Here is an 863-nt window from a genome sequence, read left to right as displayed (position 1 = left end):
GAAGCCGGCTTCGACGGTGTCGAGTTGCATGCGGCGAACGGCTATCTCGTCAACCAGTTCATCGATTCCAACGCGAACACCCGCACCGACGAATATGGCGGCTCGGTCGAAAACCGCCTGCGCTTCCTCGACGAAGTCACGCGTGCACTTATCGAAGGCACAGGCGATGCGCAACGCGTGGGGATCCGCCTTGCGCCGCTCACCACCCTGAACGGCTGTGAAGACGCCGACCCGGAGGCGACCTATCTCGCAGCGGCCAAAAAACTCGGCGAGGCTGGCGTGGCCTACATTCATATCGCCGAAGCCGACTGGGACGACGCGCCCCCCATGCCGCTCGAATTCAGGCGCAAGTTGCGCGCCGCTTATCCGGGGGCGCTGATCTACGCGGGCCGCTACACGGGTGAGCGGGCACGCGAGGCCATCGACGCCGGGTGGGCAGATCTCATCGCGTTTGGCCGTCCGTTCGTCGCCAATCCCGATCTCGTGCAGCGCTTGCGCGCCGGTGCGCCGCTCGCGCAGCACCAGCGCCAAACGCTGTTCGGTGGCGGCGCGAAAGGCCTCACCGACTACCCTGTGCTCGCCAGCACCTCGGTTGCCGCCTGAGCGACGTGGATACGCCAATCTGCGGCACATCCGCGTCCGCCGCAGATGCGCAACACCTCTTCAGCGCCAACATTCAAAGGAACACTTCAGTATCACCATTCCATCGCGGATCGGCTTTGGAGCAGATCCGCTCGGCAACACGTCGCAATATCCCGGAGCAAGAACCCGTTGCCTGAGTGCCCGCCTGCGCGTCCACAGCGTCGCGACGAACTCGCCGGACGCGGCGCCGAGATCGGGAAGCTGTCGTATCGGGAAGGTGA

2 protein-coding genes are annotated in these 863 nt (G+C 64.9%); one reads left to right on the top strand and one right to left on the bottom strand.

Features of this window, described 5'->3' with window-relative positions; all coding sequences use genetic code 11:
- The coding region (locus H3V53_RS43170) for an oxidoreductase (protein ID WP_473766680.1) at positions 1-603 on the top strand (603 nt) is incomplete at its 5' end.
- A gap of 60 nt (positions 604-663) precedes the next feature.
- Here H3V53_RS43170 and H3V53_RS43165 read toward each other — a convergent pair.
- Positions 664-863, bottom strand: a 200-nt coding sequence (locus H3V53_RS43165; protein ID WP_336603038.1) for a hypothetical protein, incomplete at its 5' end; no start/stop codon positions are given.

This window comes from Paraburkholderia bengalensis (genome assembly GCF_037126505.1).
GTDB classification, from domain to species: domain Bacteria; phylum Pseudomonadota; class Gammaproteobacteria; order Burkholderiales; family Burkholderiaceae; genus Paraburkholderia; species Paraburkholderia bengalensis.
This window is presented reverse-complemented; position numbering and strand designations above follow the sequence as displayed.